The following is a 26,364-nucleotide window of genomic DNA, read 5'->3' as shown; positions in this document are numbered from 1 at the left end:
GACGACGATCACACCGGCTGCGGTGTCCCACGGTTTGTTGATGAGCATGACGGATGCGTCGACTCTGCCTTCGGCATGCCAGCAGCACCGTCGAAAAGGGCGAGCGTCGGCATGCTCTCGTTGCGACGCCGCCACCATGCGAAGCGTCGCCGCTCGGGCTCAACCATGCTCAGGAGCCCAGCACCTGAAGTAGCCAGTCGACCGCGGCACGCATCAGGCCTGACGCCAAGCCGGTGACTGCCGCGAGAGCGATCCGGTTCGTCATCGCGAAGAGTCGGTAACCGACACGGCTTCGGCTCTTCGAATTGTCGACGTCATCGACCTGAAGGTTCTGGATCATGGCGTTCGCCCCTTCACCACGGAGACGGATACGAGCCGACCGGCTCGAACTCACCATGAGGCCGGTGCCGGAGGCTGAAACTCAAACCCGATCAGTGCCGATGAGTGTCTATATCAACACCCTGAGCGATGCTTGACTACAGGATGAGTACCGACGAGAACAGACCACTTCCGTCGAGCAGCCGCCCGGTGGAACGTATTGCGCTGGCCGCCGGACCGAGCCGTGAACTCCGTGACGTGATCTATCACCTCTACGCCGAGGCCGACTGCCCCCGCCTGGACGAGCTCGCCAACGCGATCGCCGCCGATGACAGCCTTCTGGCAGCGCCGAAGAAGGACGTGATCGGCAAAGTCATCAGTGGTGATTCATTGGCGACGAAACGAGACTGCATCACGATCGCGATCGCGTTGGCCCGAGAGGCGGGCCGGACGGACACCGCTTCCGTGTCGGCCAGAGTCCGCGAGCTGTGGGTTGCTGCCTGGCTGGCAGCCGCACCCACACCATCGACATTCCCCGATGACGCACCAACGCGGCTCGGGTGGCCCATCAGCACGTGTGATCCGTTCACTCTCGAGGTACACCGGGTAATCGACGCCTCCGCCGGCCGGAGCCGGCTGCCGCCTCTGCCCGGCTACGTCGAACGCCCCCATGATCGGCAGATGCGTGCCATCGCCGATCAAGCGCTCAACGGTTCCAGCCAGATGATCACCATGGTGGGCAGTTCTTCGACGGGCAAGACCCGGGCCTGTTGGGAACTGGTGCAATACATCGAACGGCAGCAGCCCGGCCGTTGGCGGGTCTGGCATCCGTACGATCCGAGCCGGTCCGAGGCAGCCGCGGAGCAGATGAGCGAGGTCGGCGCGTACTGCATCGTCTGGTTGAATGAGGCTCAACTCTACCTTGCGCCGTCAGACCATCGTCTCGGCGAACGGGTCACGGCCGGCCTGCGCACGTTGCTCACCGATCGGTTACGGAGTCCGATACTGATTCTGGCGACGATGTGGCCGGAGCATTGGACGATGTTGAGGACGCGGCCGGTCGAGGACGGACTCGCCGATCCGCACGGGCAGGCCCGGGAGCTGCTCGACGGCACCGACATCGACGTCCCTGGGGCCTTCACAACAACCGACCTGGAGGACCTGAACAAGCACGACGACCCGCGCCTACGTCATGCCGGTATTCACGCTACGTGCGGTCGGATCACTCAATACCTGGCCGGAGCGCCTCAGCTGCTCGATCGGTATCAGAAGGCGCCGCCGGCCGTCCGGGCCCTGCTGGACGTCGCGATCGACACCCGCAGGCTCGGCTTCCTTCCGGTGATTCCTCACACGCTGCTGCAAACTGCAGCCGTGGGCTACCTCGACGACGACGAGTGGGACCAACTCAGGCCCGCATGGCTCGAACACGCACTGACGTATGCTGCCGAGGCTTGCAACGGCACCCGGGGGCTGTTGACCCTAGTAAGACCTCGCCCCGGCGAACCCGAACTTCCTGGCGAACTGATGTATCGGCTGGCCGACTACATCGAGCAGACCGGCATCAAGCTTCGCGCCAGGTGTTATCCACCCCTGTCTTTCTGGCAAGCCGCATCCGCGACGATCGGCGACGCCACCGCATTGCAGGTCCTGGGCTGGGCGGCCGAACAAAGAGGGCGGTACCAGAATGCCTTCAGCCTCTACCGTGCCAGCGTCCGCACGGGAAACCTCGGAGCCTTCCGAGCGCTGTTCCGGCTACTACGGCAGGCAGACGCGCCACACAGCGCGGCGGAACTCTGCCGGTACGCGGCCGCACGCGGCAATACCGATGCACTCAATCTCCTGGCTTTCACACAGGAGCGAACTGGTGACTTCCAGCACGCCACTTCGCTCTATCGCCAGGCCGCCGACCGTAGCGACCCGCAAGCCCTGTACGCCCTGGCCCGACTCAGCGCGGAGACGGGCGACTCAGACACTGCGGTCCGCCTCGACCGTGCCGCCGCGGAATCCGACCTTGCGACCCGTCGCACCTCCGCCCAGCGGGGCGAACGTGCCGGCGACCTCGATCGCGCACCCGACCTCAACCCCCGGGCTATCGACCGTTCCCGGGCCGCTGCCGTACAGGACATCGGCGTCATCCAAGGCGCGCGGCTTCGCAGACAGGCCGCCGACAGAACCGCCATCAGCATATTGATCAAACAGATAGACGAGGATCGGCGAGCCGGCGACCTCGAAGCCGCGATCTCGGCCGCCCGGCAAGCCGCGGAACGTGGCCACACCGGCATCCTCGGCACTCTCGCCCTGCAGATCGAGCAGCACGGCGACCTGCAGGATGCCGTCGATCTAGCCCGCGAAGCCGCCGACTGCGGGAACCCGATCGTGTTGAGCCAGTTGGCCCGACGACGGGAACTTACCGATGACCTGGACGGCGCTGCCCACCTTTACCGCGAGGCAGCCAATCGAGGCAACCTCAACGCCGTCGTCAATCTGGCTCGGCTGAGCGAACGGGGCGGGGACAGCGTCAGCGCCGCCAAGATCCGGAAGTACGGTCTCGACGCCGGCGGGTTCCCGGCGGAACCGTGGGACTCCCTGACGGAATCCTGGGACTTCCTGATGTAGATGGCTGGCAACGAACGGACGGCGCTGAATGAGAAGACGGAAACCATGACTGTCCCGGTCGTACCGCTCAATGTCGGCACGACCGGTGTGAAGTTCCCGATCTGGCCAGCCGTCCGGGTGTGGTGTCAGTGGGCGGCTCGCTTGGCCCGACTGCGGGGCAGGAAAGCGGTGAACAGGAGGGTGAGCAGGGCGGCTCCGGCGCCGAGGGCCATCAGGATTCGGAAGGCGTTCTCGGTGGGTAGGGCGTGTCCGCCCAGGGTCATGGTCATCTGGGCCAGGACCACGCCGGCCACCGCGCTGGCGATCGAGCCGCCGATCGAGCGGACCAGCGTGTTGAGGGCGTTGGCCGCGGCGGTCTCGGTGACCGGGACGCCGGCCATCACCAGCAGGGGCAGCGCGCCGTACGCGAAACCGATGCCGGCCCCGATGATGCAGGTGACCAGGACGAGGTGCCAGAGCTCGCTCATCAGCACCAGGTTCAGGCTGTAACCCGCGGCCACCACGGCCGCGCCGATCATCAGGGTGGTCTTCGGGCCGAAGGCCGCGGACACCCGGGCCGACAGTGGGGCGATCACCATCACGACCAAGCCCTGCGGGGCCAGGACGAGGCCCACGGTGAGCAGCGAGCGGCCCAACCCGTACCCGGTCTCGGCAGGTAGTTGCACCAACTGCGGGACGATCAACTGGGCGGCGAACATCGACACGCCCAGGGCCAGCGCGGCCAGGTTGGTGAACAGCACCTGTGGGCGGGCGGTGGTCCGCAGATCCACCAGCGGGTTGCCGCTGCGCAGCTCGTAGAAGCCCCAGAGCAGGAAGATCACCGCGGCGGCGGTGAACAGGCCGATGGTCAGGCCGCTGCCCCAGCCCCAGGTGGCGCCCTTGGAGACGGCGAGCAGCATGCTGGTCAGCGCCGCGGACAGGCCGATGGCGCCGATCAGGTCGAAGTGGCCGCCGGTGCGCCGGGACGACTCCGGGACCAGGGTCGACACCAGGGTCACGGCGATCGCACCGAGCACGGCAGAGGCCCAGAACAGGGCGTGCCAGTCGACGTTCTCGGCAACGAACGCGGCCAGCGGCAGGCCTACCGCGCCGCCGACGCCGAGAGAGGCGCTCATCAGGGCGGTGGCGGCGCCGAGACGTTCGGCGGGCAACTCGTCGCGCATGATGCTGATGCCGAGCGGGATGACTCCGGCGGCGAGGCCCTGCAGGACACGGCCGGCGATGAACGGGACCAGCGAGTAGCTGACCGCGCAGACCAGCGAGCCGGCCAGCATCAGGGCGAGGCTGAGCAGGAGCATGCGGCGTTTGCCGTACATGTCGCCGAGCCGGCCGACGACCGGGGTGGCGACGGCGGCGGCCAGCAGAGTGGCGGTGATCGCCCAGGCGGTGTCGGCGGCTTCGGCGTTCAGCAGCCGGGGCAGTTCGGGGACGATCGGGATGACCACGGTCTGCATGACCGCGACGACGATGCCGGCGAACGCCAGGATCGCGACGACGAGGTCGGGGCGTTTGACGACCGTCGGCGGCCTCGTGTCGGTGCTGGTTCTCAAGGACGTACCCCCGCATTTTAAATCAATCAGTTGAATTAAGATATGGATAGGTCGGCCCTACCGGCAAGGCGAGGCAGGTCACATCATGTCGATCACTAGGCTTTCCTGACTCGATGACAGGCACGACGAACGGGTGGACACACGGTGAAGAGGGCGGAACAGGTCATCGCCACACGGGAGGCGCTGCTCACCGCCGCGGAACGGCTGTTCGCCGAGCGCGGGGTGCACGCGGTCGGCAACCGGGACATCGCCCAGGCCGCCGGGCAGGGCAACATCGCCGCGGTCTCCTACCACTTCGGAACAAAGGCCGATCTGGTACGCGTGATCATCCGCCGGCACACCGAGCCGATCGGCCGCATCCGCCAGCGGCTGATGACCGAGGCGCAGGGCTCCGACGACCTGCGCGCCTGGGTCGCCTGCCTGGTCCGGCCGCTGACCGAGCACCTGGACGCACTCGGCAACCCGACCTGGTACGCGCGGTTCACCGCCCAGGTGCGCGCCGATCCGACCCTGGCGGCGATCCTCACCGAGGAGTCGGTCGAGGCCACCCCCGACCTGGCGAGTCTGCAGGTGAATCTGGCCCGCTGCCTGCCGGAACTACCGGACGGCGTGCTGGCCGCGCGTACCGAGATGACCCGGCACCTGGTGGCGACGACGGTGATCGACCGGGAGCGGGCGCTGGCCGACGGCAATGCGACTCTCGGCGTGTCCTGGGAGCAGATCACCGAGCTTCTCCTGGACGCCGTGGTGGGTCTGCTCCGGGCGCCGGTGACGATGCTTGATTAAATCAATCACTTGATTTACGTTCGCCATATCGGACAGCACTTGCCGTAACGGACAGAACGGGGGCTCGCCAGCAGCGTCGACGACTCCTTCCACGTCAGGAGAACCATGACGACCCCGATTGCCGCGTACGACATCGCCCGCTCCCCCGGCTGCCCGTTCGACCCGGCGCCCGCCATGCGGGAACAGTCCCGTCAGGCGGCGGTGAGCCGGACCCGACTGTGGGACGGCAGCACCCCGTGGCTGGTCACCGGGCACGCCGAGCACCGGCAGATCCTGTCCGACCAGCGGGTCAGCATCCAGCCGGCCAACGGCACCCCGCGCCTCAACCCCGGCGAGGCACAGTCCACCTCGCACGCCGCGCCCAGTTTCATCCTGCTCGACGACCCCGAACACGCCCGGCTGCGGCGGATGGCCACCGGGGCGTTCACCGTCAAACGGGTCGAGGCCCTGCGCGCGCCCACCCGGCGGATCATCGAGAGCCGGCTGGACGAGCTGGTCGCCGGCCCGAACCCGGCGGATCTGGTCGAGGCGTTCGCGTTACCCGTACCGTCGCTGGTGATCTCGGAACTGCTCGGTGTCCCCTATGGTGACCACGAGTTCTTCCAGGCCAACAGCCGCATCATCATCAATCGCAACTCCACCGGCGAACAGCGCGGCGCCGCCGGGCAGGCACTCGCCGGCTACCTCGACGGGCTGCTCGGCCAGAAACTCGCCGCGCCCGCCGACGACATGCTCAGCGCCCTGGCCGCCCGGGTCACCGCCGGTGAACTGACCCGCGCCGAAGCCGTCGGCATGGGTGTCCTGATGCTCTTCGCCGGGCACGAGACCACCGCCAACATGATCGCGCTCGGCACCCTGGCCCTGCTCGAACACCCCGAACAGGCGGCGCTGCTGCGCGACTCCGACGACCCCAAGGTGATCGCCGGGGCCGTCGACGAGCTGCTGCGTTACCTCACCATCACCCACGGCGGGCTGCGCCGGGTCGCCCTGGCGGACATCGAACTCGGCGGCGAGACGATCCGCGCCGGTGAGGGCATCGTGGTGGTGAACGAGACCGCCAACCGCGACCCGTCCGTCTTCCCCGACCCGGACAGCCTCGACCTGCGCCGCGACGCCCGCGCACACGTCACCTTCGGGTACGGCATCCACCAGTGTGTCGGCCAGTCGCTGGCCAGAATGGAACTGCAGGAGGCGTATCCGGCCCTGCTGCGCCGGCTGCCGACCCTGGCCCGGGCCGCGGACCTGGACGACATCCCGTTCAAGCACGACGGCTTCATCTACGGCGTCTACCGTCTCCCGGTCACCTGGTGACCCGGCAACCCGAGGAACAGAGATCATGAAGGTGACGATCGACCAGGACAAGTGTGTTTCCGCCGGTTCGTGCGTGATGGCCGCCATGGACGTCTTCGACCAACGCGACGAGGACGGCGTGGTCGTCCTGCTGGACCCCACTCCCCCGGCCGACCTGTCCGACGACGTGCACCAGGCAGCCGCCGTCTGCCCGGCCCTGGCCATCACCGTGGAGGACTGACCACCTGGCCGGACGATCGGGCATCCCGGTGATCGCGGAAGCCGGCCGCACGCTGCACGATAGAGCTGCGGCCACCCGTACCGATAATGGTGGGGCTGTTCCCTACCCCTCGGACTAGGGTCGGGGCAGTGGAGACCATGACACAGATCCTGCACCGGCTGACCTCCTACGAGCCGGGACGGGAGTGGGACGACGTCATCGCCGACCCACGTCTCGTCCTCGATCTGAAGCCCAGCGACTTCGAGCGCTTCCCGCTGTTCCACAAGCGATACGCCGGGGATCTGCCGCGCGTCGAGCTGCCCCGGGACCTGCCGCCGACCGGGGCGCCGGCGGTCGGCGTGCTGGCCGGGACCGCAAGGGTCGCCGCCCGGGATCTCGACCTGCCGCACCTGGCCCGGCTGCTGCACCTGTCGGCGGGTGTCGTGCGTACCTCCAAGCGGAGCAACGGGATCACCCACCTGTTCCGGGCGGCGGGTTCGGCCGGCGCGCGTTTCCCGCTGGAGCTGTACGTGCTCGTCCCGGAGGATCACCCGGGGCTTCCGGCCGGTGTGCACTGGTACGACCCGGCCGGTCACGCCCTGGTCCGGGTCGCGCCCGCGCCGAGCGGCGGTGGAGTCGCGCTCGTGGTCACCGGGATCCCGTGGCGGACCGGCTGGAAGTATCGCGAGCGCGGCTTCCGGCACGTCTACTGGGATGCGGGCACCATGCTGGCCCAGACGCTCGCCCTGGCCGGGTCGGCGGGCATCCCGGCGCGGCTGTGGACCACGTTCCCCGACGCCGCGGTCTCCGGGCTGGTCGGCGCGGACGGTGTCCACGAATGGCCGGTCGCCGTGGTCGCGCTGGGCTCGCAGCCGCCCGCGCTGACACCGTCCGGGCCCGCGGTCGCCGGTGACGTGGACACCGATCCGCTGGAGTTCCCGCTGGTCACGGCGGCACAGCGAGCCGGGGACGGGACCGTGCTGGGTGAGCCGTGGGCCGAGGGTGATCCGGTCGACGTGCCGGAGACCGGGGCCGGGCCGGTCGAGACGGTGGTGCTGACCCGCGGCTCGCAACGGCGGATGGACCCGACCCGCGGGGTGGCCAGGGACGTGCTCACCACCGGACTTCGGATCGCCGTACGCGGAATCGGCCTGCCGCAGTTCGTCGCGGTCCACGACGTGCACGAGGTGACGCCGGGTGTGTACCGCTGGCCCGACCTGGACAGCGCGATCCACTCGGGCGATCAGCGTGCGGAACTGTTCCGGGTGAGCCTGGATCAGGGCTTGACCAGGGACGCGGCGTTCGTGGTGATCACCGCCGCGGACGTGGCGGCCCTGGACGACCGCGGGTACCGGGCCGCGCAGCTGGCCGCCGGGCTGGTCGAGGGACGGCTGCACCTGCTGGCGTACGCGATGGGCGCCAGCGCCACCGGCATGACCTTCCTCGACAGCGAGATCCCGGCCCTGGTCGGAGCCCCGCTGGACGCGATGCTCTTCACGTGCGTGGGCGTCCCGGACTACCGGTCCACCCCGGGCGGCCGGCCCGGAGCACCGGCCGACGTGCGCCCGATGCAACACCGCGACTAGGGATAGCGGTCGGCCCGTTTCCAGGCGGCGGCGCTGGCTTCGCGCTGCTGCACCGAGACCGTGTTCCCGGCCAGGTCGGCCAGCCGAGGCAGGGTGGGCAGGCGCTGGACCAGAAGGCCCAGGTAGGTGAGACAGAGGTCGTCGGCATCGTGACCCCGGTCGTCGAGCACGTCGAAGGCGCCCTCGTCGAACAGGACCGTCGTCGCCTCCCGGGTGCCGTCGAGGACCGAGCGGGTGGTCAGCGCCCAACTGTCCGGCTCGGCCGGCAGCGGGAACCCGTCGGCGAAGTGGCCGACCAGCTGCCAGCCGCCGACGGGATGGTCAGCGACCGGCAGCCACGCGAACGCCTGCCGGGTCCGGCTGCTCACCGTGGCGCCGTCGTGCCACGGCCACAGCCCGTGCGCGTCCGGCCAGACCAGCTGCCAGACCGGAACCGGCCAGCCACGGTAGAACTGGTGCGCCGTACCGAAAAGCGCGTCCCGCCACGACTCGTCCACCGGCCGGAGCTGTGTCTCGAAACCGTCGAGGACCCCGGCGAACGGCGTCTCCGGCTCCGGGCGGCCGTGCTCGCGCAGGTGAGCGACACCGGTGTTGAGCAGGTCCTGCATGTGCCCGCCGTCGAGTCCGAACATGACCAGTTCCGGCAACCGGAACGAGTGCCACAACCCGAGGGTGTACGCGAATTCGACGGTGCCGGGGATCCGGAGCACGGTCCAGCCGTGCTCCTGGACGGTCGCGACGATGGACGCGCCCCGCCCGGCCGGTGTCGCCGAGCAGATGACGCAGGGGCAGGATCGGTCGCTCACCTCCCGACGATATCGGCCGGTTCTACTTCTTGAGGCGACGACTGCCGGCGTGCCAGTCCTCGGTCCTACCGGCCTGATCGGTGGTCACGCCGAAGGACGGCAGTTGCGGCTGTTCGCGCAGACTGCGCTTCAACTCGGCGAAACCGGGGAACGACGCCAGGCCGACCACGTGGTCCCACAGCTCCGCGGCCCGGGCCTCGTCGGGCAGCCGGCTGATCACCGGGCCGAAGAACGCCACCCCCTCCGGCGGCTGGAAGTGCACGATCGGGGTGCCGACGTCCCGGCCGGTCAGGGACAGCGCCTCGTCGGACTCCGCCTGGATCTCGGCGTCGCGGGACGTGTCGTCCAGGAACTCGGCCAGCGACACCGGCAGCCCCGCCTCGGCCAGCGCGCCGGCGGCCAGGTCGGGGGTGCCCTGCCAGCCCGGTTTGCGGTCCTCGTCCGGAGCGACTTCCAGGATCCGGGCGCCGTACGCGGCATACAGCGGCCCGACCGCCGGACGGCCGTGCTGCTCCCGGACCGCGGAGGCCACCCGCAGCAGCCGCAGCCCGGCGGTGTGTTGTGCGTCGTACTCCGGCGGGAAGTGGGTGTCGTAGTCGATGTGTGCGTTGATCAGCCGCAGCGAGATGAACCGCCAGTCGACGCTGTAGTCCCGTTGCGCCTGCACGATCCGGATCCATTTGCTGGTCATCCAGGCGAACGGGCAGATCGGGTCGAAGTAGAAATTGATGTCAGCTCCCATACCGCCGATCCTCTAACCTTCACATAGATGTGAAGGCAAGGGGGTTGGCGGATGCGGATCAAAGAGCTGTCCGAACGGACCGGCGTGGCGCCCCGGCTGCTGCGCTACTACGAGGAGCAGGGTCTGCTCACTCCGGAGCGGCAGGCGAACGGTTACCGCTACTACGACGAGCCACTTGTCGTACGTGTGGAGCAGATCCGCAGTCTGCTCGACGCCGGTCTGACCACCGACATCATCCGCGAGGTGCTGCCCTGTCTGGCCGCCGCCGCGGACTCGCGGTACCCGGCTCCCGACTTCGTCGACCGGGTCCGGCGCGAACGCGACCGGATGGCCGACCGCCTCGACGCGCTGACCCGGAACCTGACGGCGATCAACGCCTACCTGGACGCGGTAACCGGGCCGGTGAAGCCGCCGGGTGGGGGATGATCGGGCCATGGACACCACCGCCTTCCCCACCACGTTCGGGGCCCGGCTCCCGGCTTGGGTCCTCGACGAGATCGCCCCGGACCCGGCCGCGATGCCCGACGTCGAGGACCGGATGCGCCTGGTGCACCGGCTCGCCGACCGCAACCACCGGGAGGACACCGGCGGCCCGTTCGCCGCGGTGGTCAGCGACAGCGCCACCGGCGAGATCCTTTCCGTCGGCGTCAACCTGGTGCTCGCCTTCGACCTGTCCTCGCTGCACGCCGAGGTGGTGGCGATCTCGCTGGCCCAGGCCCGGCTCGGCACCTGGAACCTGGGCGCCCGCCGACTGGAGCTGGCGGTCAACTGGCGCCCGTGCGCGATGTGTTACGGCGCCACCCTGTGGTCCGGCGTCACCCGCCTGGTCGTCGCCGGTGAGGGCCCGGAGCTGGAGGAACTCACCGGTTTCGACGAGGGCCCGATGCGCGACGACTGGAAGGACCAGTTCGTCAGACGCGGCATCGAGGTCCGCTCCGACGTGCTTCGCGACGAGGCGATCACGGTCTTCCGGGCGTACGGCGAACGCACCGACGCCGTGGTCTACAACGGCCGCGCCTGACGTCGGCGAGTCGCGGCCGTCAGGCAATGTCGGTGCTGACGGCCAGGCGGTGGCCGGCCTCGACGTCGGCGGTCAGGGCCTGCAGGCGGGCCTGGGCAAGACCGTACGAGTCCGAGCCGAACAGCTGGTGCAGGGGGGGCGTCGCCGTCCACCGCGACCCGGATGATCGCGGCGGCCACCTTCACCGGGTCGCCGAGCTGAGTGCCGGGCATCGCCAGGTGGGCCTCGGTCATGTCGCGGATGGCCTGGTATCCGTCGACGGCCGCGGCCGGCAGGCCCAGCGACGACGGGCGCAGGAAGTCGGTGCGGGTGTAACCGGGTTCGACCAGGTTCACCTTCACCCCGAACCCGGCCGTTTCGGCGGCCAGCGAACCGGTCAGGCCTTCGAGGGCGAACTTGCCCGCGCTGTACAGGCCCCAGCCCGGGAACGTCGTCAGACCGAGAATCGACGACACGTTGATCACGTGCCCGCTGCCGGCAGCGCGGAAGCCGGGCAGGACGGCGCGCAGCACGTTCCAGACGCCGAAGATCTGCACGTCGAACATCCTGCGGGCTTCGGTGTCGGTGACCTCCTCGATCGCGGCGAGGAACCCGTAGCCGGCGTTGTTGACGACCACGTCGACAACACCGAACCGGTCCGCCGTGGCGGCGACGGCCGCGGTGACCTGCTTCTCGTCGGCCAAGTCTACCTCCAGGGCCAGCAGCCGGGACCGGTCGGTCCGGGTGAGCCCGGCGCTGAGGCGCTCGGCCGAGCGGGTGGTGGCGGCTACGTTGTCGCCGCGGTCCAGCAGTTGCCGGACGAGTTCCAGGCCGATGCCGCGGGAGGCGCCGGTGACGAACCAGGTGGCCGGCCGGTCGGTGGGGTAGGACATGAGTGATCTCCTCGATCGGTGCCTGTCTTGTTGCGATCACCATGTTCGCCCCGGTCACCGGGCTGTCGACACCCTCGGGCAGGCCCTGTCCTGCCGGGGTACGGCGTACCCACCCAGGCCCTGGATTTTGATCCCGGGAAGGGACGACCATGGACTGATGGGGAAGCGATCGGATCTGGGTGAGTTCCTGCGCCGATGCCGGGCGGACACGCCGCCGCTGGTCGGCGACGAGACCGCGCGGCGGGTGCCGGGGATGCGCCGGGAGGAGGTCGCGCACCTGGCCGGGGTGAGCGTCGACTACTACACCCGGCTCGAGCAGGGGCGGCACAGCAGCCCGTCGGAGGCGGTCCTCGACGCGCTGGCCCGGGTCTTCGGCCTCGACCAGGCCGGGCGGGCCCACCTCGCCGACCTGTCCCGCCCGGCCGGCCGGCGCCCGGTCGAGACGCCACCGCAGCGGGTCCGCCCGGCGATGCGGCAGATGATCGCGTCGATGACCGATCATCCGGCGTTCGTCATCGGCCGCCGCACCGACGTGCTGGCCTCGAACGCGCTCGCGAACGCCCTGCTCACCGACTGGACGAAACTGCCGCCGAGACACCGCAACTACACCCGCTGGGTGTTCCTGGATCCGGCGGCCCGCCAGGCGTACCTCGACTGGGAGACGGTGGCGGCCGAGGTGGTCGGCACGTTGCGGCTCTACGCGGGCCGCAATCCCGACGACGTACGCCTCAACGAACTCGTCGGCGAGCTGACGATCAAAAGCCCCGATTTCCGTACGTGGTGGAACGATCTCCAGGTGCACGAGCGGACCCACGGCACGAAACGCATGATCCACCCGGCGGTCGGCGAGATCACCATCCGGTACGAGGCGCTGTCGCTGCCGGGTGACGACGATCAGACGCTGTTCCTCTACACCACAGACCCGGGCAGCCGCTCCCACGACAACCTGCGGCTACTGGCTCTCTGGGGCCGGGAACCGGCGGACGTGACGGCGAACTCCTGATCACCGGAGAAGTCGCGCCGCCCATCGGGTGACCGTCGCCGCCGTGGTGGCGGCGTGCCGGTCCAGCATGGTCACGTGGTCACCGGGAACCTCCGTTCGTTCGTGCGGGACCGACCGGGCGGTACGCCAATCGGCGGGCATGCCCGGGACCGGGGACGAGGCCGCCACCAGCAGGCTCGGTGTCTTCACCGGGGACGGACGCTGGTCGCGCACCAGCCGCAGGTGGGAACCGGTGGCCAGCAGCGCGGTGCGGGCCGCGGCTGCCCCGATCAGGGCCGTCGAACGGTTCAGGCCGGTGGTCACCAGGGCGGCGATCCAGTCGTCGGTCAGGAGGCTGAGGTCGTTCTCGTAGGTGTCGAGCAGCACCAGACCGGCCGGGCCGGGGACGTCCAGGGATTCCAGGCGTTCGGTCATCGCGTGGGCTAGCATGCCGCCGCTGGACCTGCCCACCAGCACGTAGGGGCGGTCTCCGGCGGCGCGGACGGCGGCGTCGATCAACATGTCGAGCAGTTCGTCGAAGGATTCCGGGGTCTGGCGACGGCTGTCGTAGCCGGGTAGCGGCAGCACCGTGACCGCGTGGTCGGCGGCCTGCGCGAAGACGCGGAACTCGGCGGCGCCCGCCGGGCCGTAGGACGGCACACAGATCAGCAGCGGGCCGTCCGGGCGTTCGGTCAACGGCACCGGTCCCACGGGGGCGCGGTGCGAACTGTCGGTGACCGGCAGGGCGGAGGCACTGATCAGCAGATTCACCGCCAGGCAGTTCTGGCCACTGTCCGCGATGGCGGTGAACATGCCGACCAGGCTGTCGTCGACGTCCTGCGCCGGAGGCGGCACGGCGCCGGGCGCCGAGCCCATCCGGTCGGCGATCCAGCGGGCCAGGGCCGCCGGGGTCGGGTGGTCGAAGACCACGGTGGCCGGCATCGCCACACCGGTGGCCGCGACCAGACGGGTCCGCAGCTGGATCGAACTGACCGAGTCGAGGCCCTGGTCGGTGAACGCGCCCCGCACGTCCACCATCGCCGGGTCGGCGTGGCCGAGTTCGCCGGCCATCTCGCCGCGCAGCAGCTCCTCCAGCGCGGTGACCAGTTCCGGTCCGGCGAGACCGGCCAGAAGACGGCCCGGCACCGCGGCAGGCTGCACCGCACGCTCCTTGCTCCGGTAGACGACCGGCGCGAGCACCGGATCCGCACCGAGCAGGGCCGCGTCGAAGGCGGCGGTCACCTCGGCCGGTGTCATCGGCCGCAACGAGGGCCGGCCGGAGGGCTGCGGCATGCCGGCGTCGGCCCGGCCGGAAGGCAACGGCATGCCGCCGTCCAGGTCGAGCGGCCCCCAGGCAAGGGAGAGGGCTCCTCGGCGTCGGCGGGCGAGGTCGTTGAGGTAGGCGTTACCGGCGGCGTAGGCGGCCTGACCACCGTTGCCCCGCAGACTGGACGCCGACGAGCACAGAATGAACGCGGCCAGGTCACCGGGCAGCAGTTCGTCGAGGTGCCACGCGCCGTCGACCTTGGACCGCAGCACCGCGTCGGCCCGTTCCCGGGTGAGCGTGGCGATCGGGCCGTCGTCGAGGACACCTGCCGCATGGATCACCGCGGTGATCGGCGGATCAGCCGCCGCCACGAGCGCGGCCACCTGAGCACGGTCGCTGACATCGGCGGCCCGGACGGTGACGGAAGCGTCCGGCCCGATGTCCACGGCGGAGGCGCTCCGGCTGACCAGCAGCAGGTGCCGCACCCCGTGAGCCGAAACCAGATGCCGGGCCAGGAGACGGCCGAGCGCCCCGGTCCCACCGGTGATCAGCACGGTCCCGTCGCCGAACCCGGTGGGCGCACCGGACCGCACCGAAGCCCTGACCAGCCGCGGCACGCCGGGTACCCCGTCGACGATCGTGATCTCCGGCTCGCCCGAGTGGACGACATCGGGCACCACCCGGCGTGACGTCTCGGTGCCGTCGGTGTGGACCAGGCCGACCTGCCCGGGATACTCGGCGGCGGCCACCCGGACCAGCCCGGCGACCACCGGCGAGTCCGTGGTGACGACGACCCGCGATGCTCCGGCGAGCTGCTCCCGCAGCCGGGCCGCCACGGTCCAGAACTGGGCACGGACCTGTTCCGGGCTGACCGCCGTGGGCATCGACGCGTCCAGCAGCACCGGGTCCGCAACACGTTGACCAGGAGGAACGGGTGCCAGCGAGATCCGGTACAACGGCTGTGGCAGCGCCCGCAACGTCAGCGAACCGATCTCCAGCACCGGCTGCCCGTCCGCCCCGGCCAGTTGCACCCGGACCCGGTCCGCGGCGGAGGACTGGATGCGTACCCGTACCGCGGCGACCGGGGTGAAACGACGAATCCCGGACCAGACGAACGGCACGCGCGGTGTCTGATTCCGGTCATCGATCAGCCGTGCCGGATGCAGGGCGGCATCAAGCCGGGCGGGATGCGGGTCGGGGCTGGTCCCGGCGGCGGCGGGCAGGCGCACCTCGGCGAAGACCTGATTGCCGGTACGCCAGGCAGCGCTCACACCCCGAAACGCGGGCCCATAGCCGCTGTCGTCGTAGAAGCCGCCGAGATCGACCGGTTCCGCACCGGCCGGCGGCCACTCCCCGGCCCAGTCCCACTCCCCCGGCTCCTCGTCGCCGGCCGCGCACCGACCGGAAACGTGCAGCGTGTGCCCGGAACGAATCTCCAGGGCCCGGCTGCCGTCCGGCTCCGGCGCGTCCAGTACCAGGCGCAGGTCCACGTCGTCGCCGGCGAGCACGAGCGGCCGTTCGATGACCATCTCGGTCACCACCGGCACCCCGGCCCACGCCCCGAACGCCAGCGCCGCCTCGGCGAACAGCGCACCCGGAACCAGCGTCTCCCCGCCGATCGTGTGGTCCCCGAGCCACGGCTGCGCAGTCGGCGACAACCGGCCGGTCGCCACGTGCCGCCCGGTGCCGGGTTCGGCAACCATGCTGTCGAGCAGGGCCGTTGACCGTTCCGGCCCACTGCCGGTGATCCAGAACCGGCGGCGCTGGAACGGGTACGTGGGCAGAGCCGCCACCCGCCGCGGATCCGGCCGCCCGAGCAGCGCCGCCCGGTCCACCGCGACACCCCGCGCCCACAGGGTCGCCGCGCCGTCCATGGTGGCCAGGATCGTGCCCTGCGGGACATGCTGCGCCAGTGTGGGCACGGGTCCGAGTTCAACGGCAAGATCCGGCATTTCCGGTACGACGTCAGCGAAGCGCACCGGCTCCCGCAACTGGCGTGTCCAGTACTCGGCCGACCGCAGATCGTCGCCGACGGCAGGCCGGCCGGTGCGGGTGCTGAGCACCGGGATCCGCGCCGGACGGTAGGTGATCCCGGCCGCCACCGCGGCGAACTCGCCGAGCACCGGATCCATGTGCGCCGAGTGGAAGGCGTGACTGACCCGCAGCATCGTGGCCCGGTGCCCGTGCTCGCGCAGGGCCTGGGCGGAAGCGGTCACGGCGGGCTCGTCGCCGGAGATCACCACCGATCGAGGGCCGTTGACCGCGGCGATGACTACTCCGGGGCGCAGCTGTGCCCGTACCGAAGCCTCGTCGGTGTCGATCGCGGCCATCGCACCGCCTGCCGGAAGCGCGCCCATCAACCGTGCTCGCGCTCCGACCAGGGTCGCGGCGTCCTGGAGGGTGAGGATTCCGGCGACGTGGGCCGCGGCCAGCTCGCCGATCGAGTGCCCGGCGAGCACGTCCGGGACGATTCCCCAGGACTGCAGCAGGCGGGCGGCGGCGACACCGTAGGCGAACAGCAGCGGCTGGGCGTTCTCGGTCCGGTCCACGTCGGCGTTGTCCGGGACCGGGTCACCGAGCGCCGTCATGACCTCGTCGAAGGCGGTACGGAAGACGTCGTACGGCAGCAGGTCGCGCATGCCGGGGCGCTGGGCGCCCTGGCCGGGGAACAGGAACGCGACCTTGCCGGCGGGGCGGCCGTCCCCGGTCACCAGCCGCGGGTGCCGGTGCCCGGTGGCAAGTGCCGCGAGCGCGTCCGGCCAGGTGGCGGGCCCGCCCAGGAGTGCCGCCCGGTGCCGTTGCGAGGCCCGCCCGGCCCCGACAGCAGCAGCCGACAGCCGATCCGGCGCCTTCCCACCGCCGGCCGCAGCCGCCGACCGGCTATCCAAACCAGCCTTCCCGCCGTCGACCGCCGTCGCCAATTGGTGATCCGAACCGGCTCTCCTGCCGCTGGCCGTCGTCGCCGACTGGTGATCCGGACCGGCCTTCCTGCCGCCGACCGTCGTCGCCGACCGGTGATCTGAACCGGTCAGTTGTTGGGCCCGGTGAGCCAGAGCGGTGACGTCGGCGGCCGACAGCAGCAGCGGCAGGCCCTCCTGATCACCCGGCGCGGGCAGATCGTCGGCGGGCGGGGCCTCCTCCACGATGACGTGGGCGTTGGTGCCGGAGATCCCGAACGAGGACACCGCGGCGCGGCTCCTCCGGCCGGTCTGCGGCCACGGGCGCGCCTCGGTCAGGAGTCTCACGTCGCCGGCGGTCCAGTCGACGTGTTCGCTGGGCCGGTCCACGTTCAGGGTGCGCGGCAGGCGTCCGTGGCGCAGCGCCTGCACCATTTTGATCACTCCGGCGACTCCGGCGGCGGCCTGGGTGTGGCCGATGTTCGACTTGACCGTGCCGAGCCACAGCGGCTGCCCGGCCGGACGGTCCCGGCCGTACGTGGCCAGCAGTGCCTGCGCCTCGATCGGATCGCCGAGCAGGGTGCCGGTGCCGTGCGCCTCGACCGCGTCCACGTCGGCCGGCCCGAGACCGGCGTCGGCCAGAGCCGCCCGGATCACCCGCTGCTGGGCCGGGCCGTGCGGGGCGGCGAGCCCGTTGGAGGCGCCGTCCGAGCCGATCGCGGTCCCGCGCAGCACGGCCAGCACCGGGTGGCCGTGCCGACGGGCGTCGGAGAGCCGCTCCAGCAGCAGCAGTCCGGCGCCCTCGGCCCAGGCGGTGCCGTCGGCGTCGGCCGCGAACGCTTTGACCCGGCCGTCCGGGGCCAGCCCCCGCAGGCGGCTGAACACCACGAACGGGTCCGGCGTGGACATCACCGTGACACCACCGGCGATCGCCATCGAGCACTCCCCGGCCCGGAGCGCACGGGCCGCCCAGTGCATCGCGACCAGCGACGACGAACAGGCGGTGTCGACGCTGACGGCCGGGCCGGTCAGCCCGAACGTGTAGTTGATCCGGCCGGACGCCACACTGCCCGCCGAGCCGAGGACCAGGTGACCCTCCAGGTCGGCTTCCAGCGTGCCGTTGCCGCGGTACGTCAGGCCGACGTAGTCGCGGTACATCAGCCCCAGGTAGGTGCCGGTGTCGCTGCCGCGGACCGTGCCCGGGTCGATGCCGGCGCGTTCCCACAGCTCCCAGGCGGTCTCCAGGAGCAGCCGCTGCTGCGGGTCCATGCCCACCGCCTCGGTCGCGCCGATCCCGAACGGAGCCGGATCGAAATCGGTCACGCCGTCGAGGAAGCCGCCGGTGCGCACGTAGGTGTGCCGGGCCCGGTCCGGATCCGGGTCGTACAGGCCGGGATCCCAGCCACGGTCGGACGGGAACGGGCCGATCGCGTCCACGCCGCCGTCCACCATCGCCCACAGATCCTCCGGCGACCGAACCCCACCGGGAAACCGGCAGGCCATGGCAACGATGACGATCGGGTCATCGTCTTGCACCGGGTCATCGGTCCCCATCGGGACGCCGTTTTTGTCCGACGCTCCGAGGTCGTCGCGGACCGTCTTGCCCGGTCTCCGCGGCGCTCCCAGCTCGTCGCGGATCACCTTGCCCGAGGCGGTTCGTGGGATGCTGGCCACGATCTGGATCTCGTCGGGTGCCTTCGCGGCGGACATTCGCCGCCGGGCCGCCGCGAGCAGTGCCGGGGCCTCCACGTCGGGGCTCTTCGGCACCACGTAGCCGATCGCGACCTGGCCGAGCCGGTGATGGGGGCGGCCCGCCACCGCCACGTCGGCGACACCGGGCAGGTCCAGCAGCACCTTCTCGATCTCGGCCGGGTGCACGTTGGCGCCACCCCGGATGATCAGGTCGCGGGCCCGGCCGGTCAGCACGAGCTGGTCGCCGTCCAGTCGGCCCAGGTCGCCGGTGTGGTACCAGCCGTCGGACAGCACTTCGGCGGTGGCGTCCGGCAGTCCGCGATAGCCCTTCATCAGGGCTTTACCGCCGACCTGCACCTCACCCTCGGCGCCCGCCGGCAGCTCGGCTCCGGTAGCCGGATCGGCGATGCGCACCGTCCGGATGACGCGGCCCACCGAGCCTTCCGCGATCGGCTCGCGGTCCGGGTGCTCCATGGCTATCGCGCCGCAGGTCTCCGTACTCCCATAGCTGTTGATCAGAGGTGCGCCGAGCAGGTGGCGCACGGCAGACCGCAACTGTGGCGGGCACGGCGCTCCCCCGGTGACACACATCCGCAGGCCGGGCAGGTCCAGGCGACGGTCACCGAGCGCGGCGATCAGCCGGTGATAAACCGTCGGGACACCGGTGAAGATCGTCGGCGCACTGGTCTCAAGAGCGGTGATCAGCTCGTCGTCGCCGGTGTGGTCGAGGACCGTGGCACTCATCCCGACAACCGCGACGGCCAGCACACAGCGGGCGTGCCCCAGCGCATGAAACAACGGCAACGGCCAGAGCAGCCGATCGTCAGCGGTGAAGCCGAGGTGCCCGACCAGTGACTGCTCCAGCATCCACAGCCAACTGCCCTGGCTGGAGACCACACCTTTGGGTCGCCCGGTAGAGCCCGAGGTGTAGTGAATCCAGGCGTCCTCCTCCAGCCCGAGATCGTCCCGAGCGACCACCGCGGGCGAGGCTTCCGGTTCCTCAGTCCCCTCGAACTGTCCCGCCTGCCCGGCTTTCCCCGCCGACTCGGCCCGCCCCGCCTTCCCTGCCTGCTCTGCTCCCGCGGCCTCCGCGCCGAAAACGGCCTCCGCGCCAGAAGCGGCCAGGATCTCCGCGACGTTGTCAGCGGTCACGGTCAGGGTGGGGGTGCAGTCCTCGGCATACTGCTCCAGCTCGGCGGTGGTCGAACGCGGATTCACCGGCACACCGACGGCGGCCGCCCGCACCGTGCCGAGAGTGGCGACGATCGCGTCGATCCCGGCGGGCAGGCAGATCAGGACCCGCGCGCCGCGCTCCACACCCAGCGCGGCCAGCCCGGCGGCGAATTCCCTGGTCCGCTGCTCCAGACCGGCGAAGGTGATCTGCCGGCCGCCAGAGGTCACCGCGATCCGGTCGGGTTGCCGCTCGGCGTGCAGACCCAGGAATTCCACAATAGATTCGGGCACCGGCACACGGTGCCAGACCCCCGCAAGTCACCCGCGCATCGCTCTCCGCGGTCGATGACGGCGGGGACTTGTGCCCGAGCCGCCAGGGCCTACGGGTGGTCCAGGAAGACAACGACCCGAACCGCGAATACGGCGGCGGCCCGGCACCCGAGGTCAGGTGCCGAGCCGCCAGGCGGGACCAGCGCTTTCGATGGCCGCGGTCGTCGGCCGGGATCAAAGCTTGCGGCGGCCGCGGTCGTCGGCCGGGATCGAAGCTTGCGGTGACCGCGGCCGTTGGCTGGGGTCAGTGCTTGCGGCGGCCGTAAGTGCCGGCGACCAGGGCCACACCGAGGGCGGCCACGCCGACCTGGATGGCGATCTCGATCCAGTCGATGCCCTTGGTGTCGTCGACGCCCAGCCCGGCGGCGATGAAGGTGCCGATGATCGCGGCGACGACGCCGATCAGCAGGGTGAGCCAGATCGGCATGCTCTGCTTGCCGGGCACGACGAGCCGGCCGAGGGCGCCGATGACGAGACCGATGACAATGGCGGCGAAGAATCCGGTGACTTCCACGAAACGCTCCTCAGAAATTGCGGCGACAGCGCCGGAATTCCCATCCGGTGACTCCACTCAAACGCATCGGGAGGATTTCTTGCCACCATTCACTGTGTCCCTCTTCACCATTTGCCAAAGGGACAGGAAAACCTTTGCAGCATCTGAGGAAAGCGCCAGGAAACGGCAAGATTCCGGCTAGTGATCCCTGTCGGGTTTGCTGTGCAGGATCTCCCGGGCCTGGTCGGCGGCACGTGCGATGTTCTCCGAGACGAAGTCGACGAAGCGCGCGATGTTCTCCAACCGGGCGGCGGCCGGGGTGCCGGGCCCGAGGATGTCCACTCCCTGCCGGGCGATCTCACCGAGCTGGGCGGTGGACCGGGCGCTGGCCATCACGGATTGGTACAGAACGTCGTCGTCGACGACATATCGTTCCCGGCGCCGCTCGTCACGTTCCCGCCTGATCAGACCCTGACTGTCGAGGAACGCGACCGCTTTGGAGACCGATCCCGGGCTGATCTGCAATCGCTCGGCGATCTCGGCGGCGGTGAGACTGCCGGTGTCGGTGGTGTACAGACCGGCCAGCGCCCGCGCCGTGATCCGGGGAAGGCCCGACTGCATGAAGATGGTGGCGAAGGTTTCCTCGTACGCGCGAAGGGCCTCGTTGTCCCTCCCCTCGGCCGACCGGAGGGCCGGAGACCGCCCGGGCACCGCCCTGGGCCGGCGGCGGGCGCGATGTTCGGTGGCGTGCTGGGCGAGATCACCGCGATACGCGCCCGGGCCACCGTTGCGCATCACCTCCCGGGTGACGGTCGAGGTCGGACGATCGATGCGCCGGGCGATCTCCGCGTAGGCGAGGCCGTCGGCCAGCCCGAGCGCGATCTGCTGGCGTTCCTGTTGCGTGAGCCTGCCACCCGGCACCACGGCCTCCTTCGCATCCGTCCACTTAGCGTTCACCCTACGCTCATTGCAACGGACGATCAAGCAGGCATTGCGTTGCATCCTGACCCATTGCAATGAATGCAACGCCCTGAACAGCAGAAATGACATGAGAGTGCAACATCGATGTTGCTGACATCGTGAAGGCAACGTAGCTTTTCCGTTGTCAGAAACATTCGATCGAAGGAGTTCACGATGATGAAGTTCGACACCCCCACCCCGGTCTCGGCCGTGCTCGGCATCCCCGCCGGCCGGATCCGGCTCATCGCCGCCGACCGGGCCGACACCACTGTCGAGATCCGGCCGGAGAACGCCGCCAAGAGCCGCGACGTCGAGGCCGCGCAGCGGATCGCTGTCGACTACACCGACGGTGTCCTGCGCGTCGTGGCCGAGGAGGCCCCGAACCGGCTTCTCGGCGCGTCCGGCGCCGTCGAGGTGACGATCCAGTTGCCCGCCGGTTCCCGGGTCGAGGCCGTGGCGGCCCTCGCCGACTTCCGGGGCGTCGGACGCCTCGGCGACGTCACCGTCGAGAGCGCGAACGGCTCGATCACGCTGGACGAGACGGCGGCCGCCCGCCTGACCCTGCAGGCCGGCGACGTGAAGGTCGGCCGGCTGGGCGGCCCGGCGCGGATCACCACCAGCAAGGGCGACCTGCACGTCACCGAGGCCGTCGAGGGCACCGTCACGCTGAGCACCGACCACGGCGACATCTCGATCGGCGCCGCCCGTGGCACCGCCGCGACCCTGGACGCCGGCACCAGGTCCGGCCGCGTCCACAACACCCTGACCAGCACCGAAGGCGGCGCCGCGCTGAGCATCCACGCGACCACCGCCCACGGCGACATCACCGCCCACAGTCTCTGACGACAACCACCACCAACCGACCAGGAACAGGGGAATCTCATGACGAACGACAGCGACGTCCCGACCGTGGCGCAGTGGTCCGGCATGGTGCCGGTCGAGGACACGGCCCTGGCCGTCACCGACACCGGGGGCTCCGGCATCCCGGTGCTCTACCTCAACGGGCAGTTCGCCACCCAGGGCTATTGGCGGCGGGTCATCGCCGAGCTGGGCACCGGGTGGCGGCACATCACCTACGACGAGAGGGCCCGGGGCAGGTCGAAACGGTCGGCGGACTACTCCTTCGAGGCCGCGGTACGCGACGTCGACGTCGTGATGGCGGCTCGCGGGCTGGACCGGGCGCTGCTGGTGGGCTGGTCCTACGGCGCGGTGGTCGCCGCGCACCGGGCCGCCCGGTTCCCGGACCGCACGATCGGCGCGGTCCTGGTCGACGGCGCGTTCCCGCACGACTGGCTCGACGAGGCCATGGAGGTTCGGATCCGCAAGTTGTTCCGCCGGATGGGCTGGTTCCTGCCCCTGCTGCGCCCGACCGGCCTCACCCCACGGATGACCGCCGACCAGCAGGCCGACAGCAACATCGAGCTGGGCGAGCTGTCCCGAGAGAGCGAACTGAGCCCCGTCCTCGACGCCGTCACCGTCCCCACCCGGTACGTCGTGGCCTCGGGAGCCTCGTTCGGCAGCCGGGGTGACGAGCAGGAACAGATCCGGGCCGGCCTGGACGCGGTGACCGTCCGCAACCCGAACATCCGCATCCACGCCAAGGTGACCAGCAACCACGGCGCGCTGCTCAAGAAGGACGCCCCCACCATCGCCGAGGCCATCCGCGATACCGCTGCCACCAGCGAGATCAAGCGCGGCGGAGAGCCCGTACCGCCAACGGAATGAAGATCAGCAGCAGCGCGGTGAACCAGATCAGGACGCGCAGCGCCGGGGCGGCCGGGTCGGGGCCGCCGGTGGTGAGGCCGCGGACGGTGTCGATGACCAGGGTCACCGGGTTGTGTTCGGCGAAGACCCGGACCGGGGTGGGCATGGTGTCGGTGGGGACGAACGCCGACGAGGCGAAGGTCAGTGGGAAAACCCAGATGAAACCGGCCGACTGGGCGGTCTCCGGGTTGCGGACGGTCAGGCCGATCCAGGCGCTGATCCACGAGAAGACGAACGAGAATCCCAGGACCAGCAGGAACGCCATGCCCAGCTGCCATGCCGGCTGGTCGGGGCGGAATCCGGCCAGCAGTCCGACCACGATCATGACGGTCAGGGAGAAGACGTTCATGACAAGATCGGCTGCGGTACGGGCCAGCAGCACGGCCGAGTGGGCCATCGGCAGTGAGCGGAGCCGGTCGACAAAACCGCTGCCCAGATCCTCGGTGAGCCCGAGGCCGGTGACCAGGGCGCCGAGAACCGCGGTCTGCACGATGATGCCGGGCATCAGGAAGTTGACGTAGGTGGTGGCGCCGGTGTCGATGGCGCCACCGAAGACGTACCGGAACAGCAGCACGAAGATGACCGGCTGGATGAACGAGAACACGATGTACGTCGGCCGGCGCAGGGTCTTGCGCAGTTGACGGCCCGCCAGCACCCGGCTGTCGTGCAGGACGGTGTTGCTCATCGGGACTCCTCACGGATCGTCGGGTGGCCGGTCAGGTGCAGGAAGACGTCGTCGAGGCTGGGCCGGGCCAGTTCGATGGTGGACACCCGCAGGCCGGCGGCGTCGAGACGGCGGAGGGCCTCGACCGATGCGTCCGGCCTGGTCACCCGTACCGACAAAGGGTCTTCGATGGTGCCGAGACCGGCCAGCAGCAGCCTCGCGGCCGGGACGTCGGCCGGATCGTGCAGCCCGATCCGCAGGATGTCGGCGCCGATGCCGGCCTTCAGCACCGCCGGGGTGCCGTAGGCGATGACCGTGCCGCCGTCCAGCACGGCGATGTGCTGGGCCAGCCGGTCGGCCTCCTCCAGGTACTGGGTGGTGAGCAGGACGGTGGTGCCGTCCCGGCGCAGTTCGTCGACGATGGCCCACAACTCCTGGCGGGAGCGCGGGTCGAGGCCGGTGGTGGGTTCGTCGAGCAGCAGCACGGGTGGGCGGCCGGTGAGGCTGGAGGCCAGGTCGAGGCGCCGCCGCATGGCGCCGGAGTAGGTGCCGGCCCGCCGGTCGGCGACGTCGGCGAGGCCGAAGCGTTCGAGGATCGCGGTCGCCCGGCGGCGGGCCTCGGCGCGGGGCAGGTGGTAGAGGCGGCCGATCGTCTCCAGGTTCTCCCGGCCGGTGAGTTCCTGGTCGACGGCGGCGAACTGACCGGCGAGACCAATCTTCCGCCGTACGCCGAGAGCGTCACCGACGACGTTGTGGCCCATCACCCGGGCGGTTCCCCGCTGTGGGCGCATCAGCGTCGCCAGCACTCTGACCAGGGTGGTCTTGCCCGCGCCGTTGGGACCGAGCAGTCCGGTGACGGTGCCCGCCCCGACGCGCAGGCTCATCTTGTCCAGGGCCTTGGTGCGGCCGTAGGCCACGGTGAGGTCCTCGACCTCAATCGGCCACGTGTACGTATCCATGTACGTAGTCGTACACGTATGAGTACACTGATGTCCAGAGGGGAGTCACATGCCGAACAAGACCATCTACATCGCCGACGACGACCTCCCGCTGCTGCAGCAGGCCCAGGAGCTGACCGGCGGGAACCTGTCCAGCGCCATCGTCACCGCGCTGCACCGTCTGGTGCAGATCGAGCAGGCCAAGAAGGCCGGGTTCGACGAGATCACCGTGAAGGTGGGGCTCGGGGATTCGTCGATCAAACGGTTCCTCGGGGTTGCCCTCGGCGAGTGGACCGCGACCGGTAACGAGGGTGACGAGACGTATTCGCTGTTCCGGACCAGTGGGGGCCGGTTCGCGGTGCACCATTCCCGGTCCGAGTTGCACGTTCCGGTCGGCCCGGCCGCCGACCGCAGCCGCAAGTGGTCCACCGGCTGGCGTGGCTGGATCGGCGACTGGTCCCCCGACCAGGCCTGGATGCGCACCCCGGCCCAGGCGACCTTCACCGTCGTCGACACCGCCGAGGAGCTGGAGCCGCTGCTCCCGGCCGAGCTCTACTCGGTGGCCCGCCAGACCATCAGCGACGAGCCGGTGGTCGAAGACCTCGACATCTGAGCGACGCACGAAGACTTCTGAGCAACGCACGAAGACTTTCTGAGCGACGCACGAGGACGGCTGTCCGGTCACGCCCAGGTGACGACGATCGTAGCGGTGATCCGGTAGCCGTTCTCGCTGCTCACCGTCACCGCGTCGAGGATCACCGAGGCCGGTTCGAGCCGGACCCGGTGGGCCTCCCAGTGCACGTAGCGGAGGTCGCGCGTCCACACTTGCTCGACGTCGGCGGCGACCCGGTGCGGCGCGGACGCCGACTCGGCGCGGCAGTGTGCCGTCAACTGGCGGTCCGGGTCCGGGCCGCTGACCACGACCACGTCCCGGATCGACGGGCACTCCCACAGGTAGTGGTCGAAGTCGACGGCCATGCCCTGGAGGTTGTCCGCGGTCGCCGGTGGAAACGCGGCGACGGCCCGGACGGCCTCGGCGAAGTCGTCGGCCGGGCCGTCGCCGGCGTCCTCGGGGCGTGGGCCGGGTTCCTCCCACCAGAGGGTTCCGGGACGGCGGCGCCACCAGTACAGCACCGTCCGGTCCTCGGGCCAGGGCGCCAACTCCCGCCCGCCCGGCTCGAACCGGTCGCGTGCCGTGTCGATCGGTCGCCAGAACGGATCCCGGTCGAACTCGGCCGGACCGGTGACCTTCTTCTGCGCCTCGATCAGGGAGGACCCGCCCGCCCGGTACGGCCAGCGCAGCCGGTAGACGTCGTCCTCCCAGCCGCACACGCGGCAGACCTGACGGGAACCCGGGGGCCCCGTCAGGGTCAGATGACCGCAGCACACGCAGGGGT

Annotated in this window: 22 protein-coding genes; 11 read left to right on the top strand and 11 right to left on the bottom strand. The window is 70.3% G+C overall.

The window, feature by feature from the left end:
• Positions 1–169: 169 nt before the first annotated feature.
• Positions 170–340: a hypothetical protein gene (locus tag Aco03nite_RS16260; protein ID WP_203796011.1), complete on the bottom strand. Its 171-nt coding sequence runs from the start codon at positions 338–340 to the stop codon at positions 170–172.
• Between the two features lie 143 nt (positions 341–483).
• Here Aco03nite_RS16260 and Aco03nite_RS16255 point away from each other — a divergent pair, with 143 nt between their 5' ends.
• A complete protein-coding gene (locus tag Aco03nite_RS16255) occupies positions 484–2,934 on the top strand; it encodes a tetratricopeptide repeat protein (RefSeq protein ID WP_203796009.1) in 2,451 nt (816 codons plus the stop codon).
• Between the two features lie 125 nt (positions 2,935–3,059).
• Here Aco03nite_RS16255 and Aco03nite_RS16250 read toward each other — a convergent pair whose 3' ends face one another.
• A complete protein-coding gene (locus Aco03nite_RS16250) occupies positions 3,060–4,484 on the bottom strand; it encodes an MFS transporter (RefSeq protein ID WP_203796007.1) in 1,425 nt (474 codons plus the stop codon).
• A gap of 144 nt (positions 4,485–4,628) precedes the next feature.
• On the opposite strand from Aco03nite_RS16250, the gene Aco03nite_RS16245 reads away from it, so the two are divergent.
• From Aco03nite_RS16245 to Aco03nite_RS16230, 4 genes are all read left to right on the top strand, one after another.
• Complete coding sequence (locus Aco03nite_RS16245) at positions 4,629–5,270, top strand: TetR/AcrR family transcriptional regulator (RefSeq protein ID WP_203796005.1); 642 nt, start codon at positions 4,629–4,631, stop codon at positions 5,268–5,270.
• Between the two features lie 105 nt (positions 5,271–5,375).
• Positions 5,376–6,581 (top strand): cytochrome P450, encoded by a 1,206-nt coding sequence (locus tag Aco03nite_RS16240; RefSeq protein WP_203796003.1) that lies wholly within the window; start codon positions 5,376–5,378, stop codon positions 6,579–6,581.
• A gap of 25 nt (positions 6,582–6,606) precedes the next feature.
• Complete coding sequence (locus tag Aco03nite_RS16235; protein ID WP_203796001.1) at positions 6,607–6,801, top strand: ferredoxin; 195 nt, start codon at positions 6,607–6,609, stop codon at positions 6,799–6,801.
• Between the two features lie 137 nt (positions 6,802–6,938).
• Entirely contained in the window at positions 6,939–8,366 is a 1,428-nt protein-coding gene (locus Aco03nite_RS16230; RefSeq protein ID WP_239145207.1) for a nitroreductase family protein, read from the top strand.
• Here Aco03nite_RS16230 and Aco03nite_RS16225 read toward each other — a convergent pair.
• Both Aco03nite_RS16225 and Aco03nite_RS16220 read right to left on the bottom strand, forming a co-directional pair.
• Positions 8,363–9,172: a DUF4262 domain-containing protein gene (locus Aco03nite_RS16225; RefSeq protein ID WP_203795999.1), complete on the bottom strand. Its 810-nt coding sequence runs from the start codon at positions 9,170–9,172 to the stop codon at positions 8,363–8,365. The genes Aco03nite_RS16230 and Aco03nite_RS16225 overlap by 4 nt on opposite strands.
• A 22-nt stretch (positions 9,173–9,194) precedes the next feature.
• A complete protein-coding gene (locus Aco03nite_RS16220; protein WP_203795997.1) occupies positions 9,195–9,914 on the bottom strand; it encodes a mycothiol-dependent nitroreductase Rv2466c family protein in 720 nt (239 codons plus the stop codon).
• A 51-nt stretch (positions 9,915–9,965) separates the two neighbouring features.
• Between Aco03nite_RS16220 and Aco03nite_RS16215 the strand changes: the two genes are divergently transcribed.
• Both Aco03nite_RS16215 and Aco03nite_RS16210 read left to right on the top strand, forming a co-directional pair.
• Complete coding sequence (locus Aco03nite_RS16215; RefSeq protein ID WP_203795995.1) at positions 9,966–10,340, top strand: MerR family transcriptional regulator; 375 nt, start codon at positions 9,966–9,968, stop codon at positions 10,338–10,340.
• Positions 10,341–10,347: 7 nt separating this feature from the next.
• Positions 10,348–10,935 (top strand): nucleoside deaminase, encoded by a 588-nt coding sequence (locus Aco03nite_RS16210; protein WP_203795993.1) that lies wholly within the window; start codon positions 10,348–10,350, stop codon positions 10,933–10,935.
• On the opposite strand, the gene Aco03nite_RS16205 is transcribed toward Aco03nite_RS16210, so the two are convergent.
• Positions 10,917–11,807 carry an SDR family oxidoreductase gene (locus tag Aco03nite_RS16205; RefSeq protein ID WP_239145200.1) on the bottom strand — a complete coding sequence of 297 codons (891 nt, stop codon included), beginning with the start codon at positions 11,805–11,807 and terminating at the stop codon, positions 10,917–10,919. The genes Aco03nite_RS16210 and Aco03nite_RS16205 overlap by 19 nt on opposite strands.
• Before the next feature lie 157 nt (positions 11,808–11,964).
• Here Aco03nite_RS16205 and Aco03nite_RS16200 point away from each other — a divergent pair, with 157 nt between their 5' ends.
• A complete protein-coding gene (locus Aco03nite_RS16200) occupies positions 11,965–12,810 on the top strand; it encodes a helix-turn-helix transcriptional regulator (protein WP_203795991.1) in 846 nt (281 codons plus the stop codon).
• On the opposite strand, the gene Aco03nite_RS16195 is transcribed toward Aco03nite_RS16200, so the two are convergent.
• The 3 genes from Aco03nite_RS16195 to Aco03nite_RS16185 all read right to left on the bottom strand — a co-directional run bounded on the left by Aco03nite_RS16195 (position 12,811) and on the right by Aco03nite_RS16185 (position 21,562).
• Positions 12,811–20,109: a type I polyketide synthase gene (locus Aco03nite_RS16195; protein ID WP_203795990.1), complete on the bottom strand. Its 7,299-nt coding sequence runs from the start codon at positions 20,107–20,109 to the stop codon at positions 12,811–12,813.
• 283 nt (positions 20,110–20,392) lie between these two features.
• Entirely contained in the window at positions 20,393–20,662 is a 270-nt protein-coding gene (locus Aco03nite_RS16190) for a GlsB/YeaQ/YmgE family stress response membrane protein (RefSeq protein WP_203795981.1), read from the bottom strand.
• 177 nt (positions 20,663–20,839) lie between these two features.
• Positions 20,840–21,562: a GbsR/MarR family transcriptional regulator gene (locus Aco03nite_RS16185; protein ID WP_203796156.1), complete on the bottom strand. Its 723-nt coding sequence runs from the start codon at positions 21,560–21,562 to the stop codon at positions 20,840–20,842.
• 213 nt (positions 21,563–21,775) lie between these two features.
• Between Aco03nite_RS16185 and Aco03nite_RS16180 the strand changes: the two genes are divergently transcribed.
• A complete protein-coding gene (locus Aco03nite_RS16180; RefSeq protein ID WP_203795979.1) occupies positions 21,776–22,444 on the top strand; it encodes a DUF4097 family beta strand repeat-containing protein in 669 nt (222 codons plus the stop codon).
• Positions 22,445–22,483: 39 nt separating this feature from the next.
• Entirely contained in the window at positions 22,484–23,326 is an 843-nt protein-coding gene (locus tag Aco03nite_RS16175) for an alpha/beta fold hydrolase (RefSeq protein ID WP_203795977.1), read from the top strand.
• Here the strand turns inward: Aco03nite_RS16175 and Aco03nite_RS16170 are convergent.
• Complete coding sequence (locus Aco03nite_RS16170; protein ID WP_203795976.1) at positions 23,289–24,050, bottom strand: ABC transporter permease; 762 nt, start codon at positions 24,048–24,050, stop codon at positions 23,289–23,291. The two genes, Aco03nite_RS16175 and Aco03nite_RS16170, sit on opposite strands and share 38 nt — an antisense overlap.
• Positions 24,047–24,988 (bottom strand): ATP-binding cassette domain-containing protein, encoded by a 942-nt coding sequence (locus Aco03nite_RS16165; RefSeq protein ID WP_203795974.1) that lies wholly within the window; start codon positions 24,986–24,988, stop codon positions 24,047–24,049. Before Aco03nite_RS16165 ends, Aco03nite_RS16170 begins: the two co-directional genes overlap by 4 nt.
• A gap of 49 nt (positions 24,989–25,037) precedes the next feature.
• On the opposite strand from Aco03nite_RS16165, the gene Aco03nite_RS16160 reads away from it, so the two are divergent.
• A complete protein-coding gene (locus tag Aco03nite_RS16160; RefSeq protein ID WP_203795963.1) occupies positions 25,038–25,580 on the top strand; it encodes an EXLDI protein in 543 nt (180 codons plus the stop codon).
• A gap of 68 nt (positions 25,581–25,648) precedes the next feature.
• On the opposite strand, the gene Aco03nite_RS16155 is transcribed toward Aco03nite_RS16160, so the two are convergent.
• A complete protein-coding gene (locus Aco03nite_RS16155; protein ID WP_239145206.1) occupies positions 25,649–26,356 on the bottom strand; it encodes a CPCC family cysteine-rich protein in 708 nt (235 codons plus the stop codon).
• Positions 26,357–26,364 lie beyond the last annotated feature (8 nt).

Origin of the sequence: Actinoplanes couchii, from assembly GCF_016862075.1 — a bacterium.
Taxonomy (GTDB): Bacteria; Actinomycetota; Actinomycetes; order Mycobacteriales; family Micromonosporaceae; genus Actinoplanes; species Actinoplanes couchii.
This window is presented reverse-complemented; position numbering and strand designations above follow the sequence as displayed.

Coding starts and splice junctions, on each gene's coding strand:
- Aco03nite_RS16240 (WP_203796003.1), top strand. CDS start 5,376: ATGACGACCCCGATTGCCGCGTACGACATCGCCCGCTCCCCCGGCTGC.
- Aco03nite_RS16165 (WP_203795974.1), bottom strand. CDS start 24,988: ATGGATACGTACACGTGGCCGATTGAGGTCGAGGACCTCACCGTGGCC.
- Aco03nite_RS16235 (WP_203796001.1), top strand. CDS start 6,607: ATGAAGGTGACGATCGACCAGGACAAGTGTGTTTCCGCCGGTTCGTGC.
- Aco03nite_RS16260 (WP_203796011.1), bottom strand. CDS start 340: ATGATCCAGAACCTTCAGGTCGATGACGTCGACAATTCGAAGAGCCGA.
- Aco03nite_RS16210 (WP_203795993.1), top strand. CDS start 10,348: ATGGACACCACCGCCTTCCCCACCACGTTCGGGGCCCGGCTCCCGGCT.
- Aco03nite_RS16255 (WP_203796009.1), top strand. CDS start 484: ATGAGTACCGACGAGAACAGACCACTTCCGTCGAGCAGCCGCCCGGTG.
- Aco03nite_RS16200 (WP_203795991.1), top strand. CDS start 11,965: ATGGGGAAGCGATCGGATCTGGGTGAGTTCCTGCGCCGATGCCGGGCG.
- Aco03nite_RS16205 (WP_239145200.1), bottom strand. CDS start 11,807: ATGTCCTACCCCACCGACCGGCCGGCCACCTGGTTCGTCACCGGCGCC.
- Aco03nite_RS16170 (WP_203795976.1), bottom strand. CDS start 24,050: ATGAGCAACACCGTCCTGCACGACAGCCGGGTGCTGGCGGGCCGTCAA.
- Aco03nite_RS16160 (WP_203795963.1), top strand. CDS start 25,038: ATGCCGAACAAGACCATCTACATCGCCGACGACGACCTCCCGCTGCTG.
- Aco03nite_RS16175 (WP_203795977.1), top strand. CDS start 22,484: ATGACGAACGACAGCGACGTCCCGACCGTGGCGCAGTGGTCCGGCATG.
- Aco03nite_RS16230 (WP_239145207.1), top strand. CDS start 6,939: ATGACACAGATCCTGCACCGGCTGACCTCCTACGAGCCGGGACGGGAG.
- Aco03nite_RS16180 (WP_203795979.1), top strand. CDS start 21,776: ATGATGAAGTTCGACACCCCCACCCCGGTCTCGGCCGTGCTCGGCATC.
- Aco03nite_RS16215 (WP_203795995.1), top strand. CDS start 9,966: ATGCGGATCAAAGAGCTGTCCGAACGGACCGGCGTGGCGCCCCGGCTG.
- Aco03nite_RS16220 (WP_203795997.1), bottom strand. CDS start 9,914: ATGGGAGCTGACATCAATTTCTACTTCGACCCGATCTGCCCGTTCGCC.